This window comes from Bacillus sp. MUM 116 (assembly GCF_001866655.1).
GTDB lineage: Bacteria > Bacillota > Bacilli > Bacillales > Cytobacillaceae > Neobacillus.
Genome location: NZ_MLYR01000156.1, coordinates 1 through 7,282, shown reverse-complemented (window position 1 = coordinate 7,282; position 7,282 = coordinate 1). Strand labels below are relative to the sequence as shown.

Sequence of the window (7,282 nt, the reverse complement as noted above, 5' to 3'; positions counted from 1 at the left end):
TAATTATGTATAATCAATAATAATTATAAAATTATAATTAATATATTTCACGTCTTGTAATTTACTGAAATTTATGTGCAATTTCAAGTAACTTACCCATTACTTTATGTACATTCCTTAACAATTTATAGCTTCGTACCAGATGTTAAATTTTAAAAGAGATCAATCACCTTTGCGGAAGATTGGTTAACGTTCGATAAAATCTCTTCCGTTAATGGTCCCCACTTTATACCAACTCCCTTTCGCACAAACATCCAAAAATTGTACTAATTCAGTTGATTTCATTATATTGGATATCCGGGTAACTCATTCCAATATAATACGATAAGGGGAGCTTTTACATATGGTTTAATTGAAAATGGGGAACAATGGATAATTAATCCACTTGTATCTAATAAAACACCTCGAACCGTCAATACTGATTCTACGGCCGAGTAGGAAGGTCGCTTAACTATGTAGTGTTAAAGCCTACCCAACATAAAGAAAGAGCCTAATTCTTGCTGTAGAATTGGGCCCTAATGGAAGAACATAACGGTTTGTTTTTAAATTACTTTATTCAATGTCAACCGTTTTCCTTATTCAACATAGCTTTGAATCATATTCGCAATATGAGCGTAAGCTCCTCCAGCAAGTAAAGCAGAAGTAACCATCACTGCTTCTGATAATTCTTCTTTTGTTGCCCCAGCGTTTACAGCATTTTTCGTATGAACATCAATACAATATGGACATTGTGTAGCATGAGCAACTGCTACAGCGATAATTTCTTTGAATTTTGCACTTAACTTTCCTGCTTTCACAGCTGCTGCGCTAAAATTTGAATAGCTTTTAAAACCATCGGCTGCATATCTTCTTAAAGTTCCAAGATGCTTTAGATTCGATCTGGCATAAAGAACATCTTCAGCCTCAGGGTTATTGGCATTTTTCATATGAGTGCTATGGGTGACGGCTCCTCCAGCTTCCACTCCAGCTACAACAAATACAGCTTCAACTAACTCTTCAAGTGATGCTCCTTCTGCCTTTGCTCTACGTGTATGTGAATCAATACAATAAGGGCATTCTGTCACATGGGCAATCGCTACCGCAATGATTTCTTTTTCTTTTTTAGTAAGTGATCCTTCTTGAAATACTGCGGTGTTAAATTCAGTAAATGCTTGCAACTGTACTGGGGCTAGATCTTTTAATTTATTTAGATTTTTTAGATTTTCTTTATCATATAAACTATTTGTCATTTAGAAAATCCTTTCATTTTACATGATATTTAACGTTAAGAAGGAATTGTGGATAGTCTAGATCATATTAAACATAGTATCCACTAATCATTATCGTACTATTAAGTAATCCCGGCCTTTTCCTACTTTTCTACGTGAAAAACAATATGATTTTGTCTCCTCACCTCTTCGGTTATTTCAAGGACAATCTCACTCCAATTCTTTAATTCTTCATATTTCTCACGATTATTCGTTTCGATAATTTCAGCGAAATTGATGCATTCATATGCCATGTCCTTGTCATACTGTTTTACGCTCAGAATATTGCTTTTCTTCGTATGACTATCCAAAAATATAATCTCTGAAATTGGCGCCGCATCTTCAAGCACAAAGGTTCCTTTTTCCCCATGGATTTCACAGGGAATCTCGGAATGAGATATTTTAGAACAAAGAATCGTGCAAACAAAACCATCATAGGTTAACACAAGCGTTCCGCTTCCATCCACCCCGCTATGTAATACCACCGGATGATAAGCCACTTTTTCCGGTTTACCGAAAAGCCCAACCGCTAAGTAAAGGGGATATACACCTAAATCCACCAATGCCCCTCCAGAATACTCTGCCGAAAAGATATTCGGTACCTCTCCCTGCAAGAATAAATCGTATCGTGAGGAATATTGGATATAAGGAAGGACTGTGCTTCGAATTTGTCCTGCTAATGGAAGATTTTCTTTTAAGATGGCAAAATTGGGTGTATGAATATTACGAATCGCTTCGAATAAAAAAACCCCATTTTCTTCAGCCAACTGATAGGCTTCTTCTAGTTCTTTACTCGTTGAAAAAATCGGTTTTTCACAAATGACATGTTTTTTATTTTTTAAAAATAACTGGACTTGTTCAAAATGGACGGAATTCGGTGAGGCGATATAAACAATATCAATCTCTGCACTGCTAGCCATGGTAGTTAAATCCGTATAAAAATGCGATGCATTAAACGTATCTGCCAGCTGTTTTGCCTTTTCCTCCGTTCTCGAATAAACGGCTGTTAAATGGAGTCTTCCACTATGCTTTGCCGCTTCAATAAACCTTGTGGTAATCCATCCTGTCCCTACTGTACCAAGATTAAGCATAAAAATTCTCCTCTCATTACCTATATATCAATTGATTGTAGCCTTTATGGAGCTGCTTATGCAATTTTTAAAATTTCCCTCCTTCTGTTATGCTTATGATTGGACGGGAATAATGGAAAAATATCAGTATTTATGGTATTTATAGTAGTAGATACAATGAAAGAGGTTGAAAATAGTGGAACATAATTCCAATTTTATAAAAGATATCATGAAAAAGGATTTAGAATCAGGAAAGCACAAAACGGTCGTAACTCGCTTTCCACCTGAGCCAAATGGATACTTGCATATTGGTCACGCAAAATCAATCATTATCAACTTTGGCTTAGCGGATGATTTTAATGGAAAAACGAATTTACGATTTGACGATACGAATCCATTAAAAGAAGATATTGAATTCGTTAACTCTATTAAAGAAGACGTAAAATGGCTCGGTTTTGAGTGGGATGACTTATTTTTTGCCTCCAATTATTTTGAAGAAATGTACAGCCGCGCGGTTCGTTTAATTAAAAAAGGCTTAGCATATGTGGATGACCTTTCAGCAGATGAAATTCGCGAATATCGCGGAACCCTGACAGAGCCTGGGATGGAAGGTCCTTACCGGAACCGCTCTGTTGAGGAAAATCTTGATTTATTTGAACGGATGCGTGCAGGTGAATTTGCGAATGGAGAAAAAGTACTCCGGGCGAAAATCGATATGTCGTCACCTAATATTAATCTGCGTGACCCTGTTATTTATCGTATTGCTCATGCAACCCACCATAATACGGGTGATAAATGGTGCATTTACCCGATGTATGCTTTTGCCCATCCGCTTGAAGATGCCATTGAAGGTGTCACCCATTCGATTTGTACGATTGAGTTTGAAGACCAACGCCCGCTTTATAATTGGGTTGTCGAGCAATGTGAAATGGAGAACACACCGCAGCAAATTGAATTTGGCCGTTTAAATATTACAAATACAGTCATGAGTAAACGTAAGCTAAAGCAACTTGTTGAGGAAGAGTATGTCGATGGCTGGGATGACCCACGGATGCCGACAATTTCAGGAATGAGGAGAAAAGGTTTTACACCTGAATCTATTCGGAATTTTGTTCGCGAAACTGGTGTTTCCAAAGGTTCCGGAGCAGTCGATTCGCAGATGCTTGAGCACTTTGTTCGTGAAGATTTGAAACTTAAAGCACCAAGGACAATGGGTGTGATTAATCCGTTAAAAGTGGTCATTACAAACTATCCGGAAGGGCAAATTGAGCTATTAGATGCAGAAATTAATCCAGAAAATCCAGAAATGGGAATGAGAAAAATTCCATTCTCCCGTGAAATCTATATTGAGCAGGACGATTTTATGGAAAATCCGCCGAAAAAATATTTCCGGTTGTTCCCCGGCAATGAGGTTCGCTTAAAGCACGCTTACTTCATCAAATGTGAAGAAGTCATTAAGGATGTAAATGGTAATGTCGTTGAGCTTCGTTGTACGTATGATCCTGAAACGAAGAGCGGTACAGGTTTTACCGGTCGTAAGGTAAAGGGGACCATTCACTGGGTGGAAGCAGCGCATGCCGTTCCGGCTGAGTTCCGTTTATACGAGCCTTTAATTTTGGATGAGGACGGCGAAGATACAGACGGGGAAGAAAAAACATTCTTGGATAAGGTGAATCCAAAATCACTAGATGTATTCCAAGGTTTTGTTGAGCCAAATATGAAGGAAAGTATGCCGCACGACAAATTCCAGTTCTTTAGACATGGGTATTTCAACGTGGATCCAAAGGATTCTATTGCAGAAAAGCTGGTATTTAACCGCATTGTTTCGTTGAAGAGCTCATTTAAGATATAGGAATAGATAGAAAAAAACACACGACTTCGGATTAGAAATCGTGTGTTTTTTGTTTGGGATATGACCGAACTCTATCTCGCTCTCGAAACAGGTACCTCAAAAATAATTTTGGTTCCTTTACCAGGAACTGAGACAATGGAAATCCCCCCATTAACTGCCCGGGCACGCTCGTCCATACTGAAGAGACCAACACCTCGCTGCACCGTTTCTACATCAAAGCCTTTTCCCTGATCTTCAACCATCACCCTTACAAGCTCATCCATTTCCCTGATGGTGACAGTCGCTTCAGAAACATCGGCATACTTGCGGATATTGGTTAACGCCTCTTGAATAATCCGATAAATCGTCAATTCAATACTGATGGGCAGCCTTTGGTTCAAGACACACTCAAAAAAGACATCAATGTTATAGTGGTCCGAATAACGGGAGAGAAACGAACGAATCGCAGGGACCAAACCAAGATCATCCAATACGGATGGACGAAGCTCCCAAGAGATTTCACGAATTTCTTCAATCAGCTCAGTTGCCTCCTGTTGCATCTGCTGAAGCAACGGGTGGTCGTGCTCATTAAGCATGCGATTGATTGTAATCAAATGACTATAAAGATTCTGACCAATCCCATCATGTAAATTTCTCGATAAACGTTTCCGTTCTTCCTCCTGGACGTCAATAATCGTGGTCATCATTTTTTGTAGTTCCTGTTCAACGCGCTTCCGCTCCGTGATTTCATAGCGAATAGCAACATACTGATAAGGCTTACCCTTTTCATTTATAAACGGAACAATCGTTGTATCCATCCAGTAATAAGTTCCATCTTTTGCCTGGTTGCGAATTTCACCTTTCCAGACCTCACCGGTACCAATGGTCCGCCACATATTTTTAAAAAACTCCTGTGAATGGTATCCGGAGTTAATAATCCGATGATCTTGCCCCAACAATTCTTCCCTCGAGTATTTTGATATGAGACAAAATTGATCATTCACATATGTAATGATTCCGCGAGAATCCGTAATAGCCACAATTGATGATGCATCAAGGGCAAATTTATAATCTAAAAGTTCATTCTTAATCTGCTGAATTTCCCTATCCATTTCTGGTCCTCCCGCTTAAAGTAATGTATGCCCTTTTAAAATCTGCTCCAGAGCTTCAGCAGCATCCTTTACCAATTCTTGATCCTGCTCGGTAAAAAGATGTGCTGCCCTATTGCCAATCAGCAATACCCCTTTAGGGACAGAATGGAAAAATATTGGAACCGCATAGGCGGATACGAGTTTTTCAGCCAGCATAATCGGATAGTCCGTTACCTTTCCAATAATATCCTTTGGAAAATCTGGAACCATCATCGCACTTCCGCTCGAAATAATTTTTCCGGCGATTCCCTTACCGAAACGAACAGTGATTCTTTCATATTTATTATTCAAATTACCTGAAACATAATGCCAGCGAACATCTGGACCATGTTCATTTTGAAAGGCAAGCCCCACAAACTCACAATTTACTGCAGCTTTCAATTGATTACACACGTCAATAACTGCCCGTAGATCTCTTAATTTTGTCATCTGTGGCGCTTCTCCTTAAAAACCATACCCTAATAACCCCTTTTTAACCGCATATTCTACCAGCTCAGGCCGAGTTTTCATTTGCAGCTTTTCCATCAGGTTCCCTTTATGGGTTTCAACTGTTTTTACACTAATGACCAGCTGCTCGGCAATTTCCTTATTGGAATATCCCTTTGCAATAAGAGTGAGGACTTCCTTTTCCCGTTCGGATAAAAGATTATAGGTATCTGAGCTATCATTCTTCATTCCTGTCAAATATTCTTCCATCAGCCTTTTGGTTGCAGCCGGATGAAGGTAGGCATCCCCCGCTGCAACGGATTCAATTGCCGACATTAATTCATCATGGGGAGCACTTTTTAGAATACACCCGGATGCACCTGCCTGAATCGCCCGAAATAGGTACTCCTCATCATTGTGCATGGTTAAAATCAAAATATTGATAGCAGGCATTTGCTTTTTGAGCTCAGTAGTGGCGGTAAGGCCGTCTTTGCCATGGGGCATGCTTAAGTCCATGACCACTACATCCGGCTTTAGCTTTAAAGCTTTTTTAATACCTTCGTTTCCTTCCGAAGCATCCCCAATTACTTCTATCATCGGATTGGTATTAAGGAGCATCTTGAGACCCATTCTTACAACGGCGTGATCATCAACCAATAGGATTTTTATCAATCTTGACTCCCCTTTATTCCCTTTTTGTCAAAGGAAGAGATATTTCAATCGAAGTTCCTTCTCCTATTTTAGAGGAAATTGAACACTGTCCGCCAGTGAGAAGCATTCTTTCTTTCATCGCTGCGATTCCGGATAATGGACTGGTTATTTCATGTTCCTCCGGTTGAAATCCCCTGCCAAAATCGTGAATCGTGATGTTTAATTCCGCTTCACTCCAGATAAAATTCATTTTCACATTGGAGGTATCGGCATATTTCGCAATATTTGCCAGAGCTTCCTGACAAACCCGGAAAACTGCGATATTTTGCCGTTCAAGAATTTGTTTTTCTTCACCTGCTGTTTCCAAATCAACAAGGATGCCAAATGTCGAAGTGTATAACTTAATATAGCTCTTAATAGCGGGAAGTAAACCAAGGGTTGTTAAAGTAGGAGGGTGCAATTCAACTGACAGCAGTCTTATTTCCTGAATGGTTTTTTCAATCAGCTGGGACATTTCCCGAAGATAATGTTTCATGGCAGGCTGCTCTGTACCGGATTCAATAAACTGTAATCCTGTTAAAATACTATATAGATTTTGGCCGACTCCCTCATGGAGCTCTAAAGCAATTCGTTTAATTTCCTCCTCTTGGGAGTGAATAATGTAGGAACTAATCCCCTCTATTGACGGTAAAATTGTCATATCAACCCTCCTAAACCCCATTTGTTTGGTAAAATAGCCGGACTATAACCAGGATATGCTACCGTATCTTCTTTTTCTATTAAATTACGGTAGCCTATATACCGGATATGCTACCGAAACCCCTTTTTCAGTTGTAATACGCGCGCCTATAAACCCGATACGCTACCGTATCTTCTTTTTCTTTTGAATTTTGGTCGCTTATATAC

At 39.4% G+C, this 7,282-nt stretch carries 7 protein-coding genes; 1 reads left to right on the top strand and 6 read right to left on the bottom strand.

What is annotated here, in order from left to right:
- Positions 1–575: 575 nt before the first annotated feature.
- Positions 576–1,229, bottom strand: a complete 654-nt coding sequence (locus BIV60_RS26795) for a carboxymuconolactone decarboxylase family protein (RefSeq protein WP_071358708.1) — start codon at positions 1,227–1,229, stop codon at positions 576–578.
- Between the two features lie 122 nt (positions 1,230–1,351).
- The gene (locus BIV60_RS26790; RefSeq protein WP_071358707.1) at positions 1,352–2,338 is read right to left on the bottom strand and encodes a Gfo/Idh/MocA family protein; all 987 of its coding nucleotides are present in this window, start codon (positions 2,336–2,338) and stop codon (positions 1,352–1,354) included.
- A 175-nt stretch (positions 2,339–2,513) separates the two neighbouring features.
- Between BIV60_RS26790 and BIV60_RS26785 the strand changes: the two genes are divergently transcribed.
- Positions 2,514–4,169, top strand: coding sequence for a glutamine--tRNA ligase/YqeY domain fusion protein (locus BIV60_RS26785; protein WP_071358706.1), 1,656 nt, complete (start codon positions 2,514–2,516; stop codon positions 4,167–4,169).
- Positions 4,170–4,240: 71 nt separating this feature from the next.
- On the opposite strand, the gene BIV60_RS26780 is transcribed toward BIV60_RS26785, so the two are convergent.
- From BIV60_RS26780 to BIV60_RS26765, 4 genes are read right to left on the bottom strand one after another with little or no spacing between them, the layout of a single operon-like run.
- Entirely contained in the window at positions 4,241–5,260 is a 1,020-nt protein-coding gene (locus BIV60_RS26780; protein ID WP_071358705.1) for a PAS domain-containing sensor histidine kinase, read from the bottom strand.
- A 15-nt stretch (positions 5,261–5,275) separates the two neighbouring features.
- The gene (locus BIV60_RS26775) at positions 5,276–5,728 is read right to left on the bottom strand and encodes a GAF domain-containing protein (protein ID WP_071358704.1); all 453 of its coding nucleotides are present in this window, start codon (positions 5,726–5,728) and stop codon (positions 5,276–5,278) included.
- A 15-nt stretch (positions 5,729–5,743) separates the two neighbouring features.
- Positions 5,744–6,397: a response regulator gene (locus BIV60_RS26770; protein WP_071358703.1), complete on the bottom strand. Its 654-nt coding sequence runs from the start codon at positions 6,395–6,397 to the stop codon at positions 5,744–5,746.
- A gap of 13 nt (positions 6,398–6,410) precedes the next feature.
- Positions 6,411–7,076 carry a sensor histidine kinase gene (locus BIV60_RS26765; RefSeq protein WP_071358702.1) on the bottom strand — a complete coding sequence of 222 codons (666 nt, stop codon included), beginning with the start codon at positions 7,074–7,076 and terminating at the stop codon, positions 6,411–6,413.
- Between the last annotated feature and the right edge of the window lie 206 nt (positions 7,077–7,282).

Coding starts and splice junctions, on each gene's coding strand:
- BIV60_RS26780 (WP_071358705.1), bottom strand. CDS start 5,260: ATGGATAGGGAAATTCAGCAGATTAAGAATGAACTTTTAGATTATAAA.
- BIV60_RS26790 (WP_071358707.1), bottom strand. CDS start 2,338: ATGCTTAATCTTGGTACAGTAGGGACAGGATGGATTACCACAAGGTTT.
- BIV60_RS26765 (WP_071358702.1), bottom strand. CDS start 7,076: ATGACAATTTTACCGTCAATAGAGGGGATTAGTTCCTACATTATTCAC.
- BIV60_RS26775 (WP_071358704.1), bottom strand. CDS start 5,728: ATGACAAAATTAAGAGATCTACGGGCAGTTATTGACGTGTGTAATCAA.
- BIV60_RS26795 (WP_071358708.1), bottom strand. CDS start 1,229: ATGACAAATAGTTTATATGATAAAGAAAATCTAAAAAATCTAAATAAA.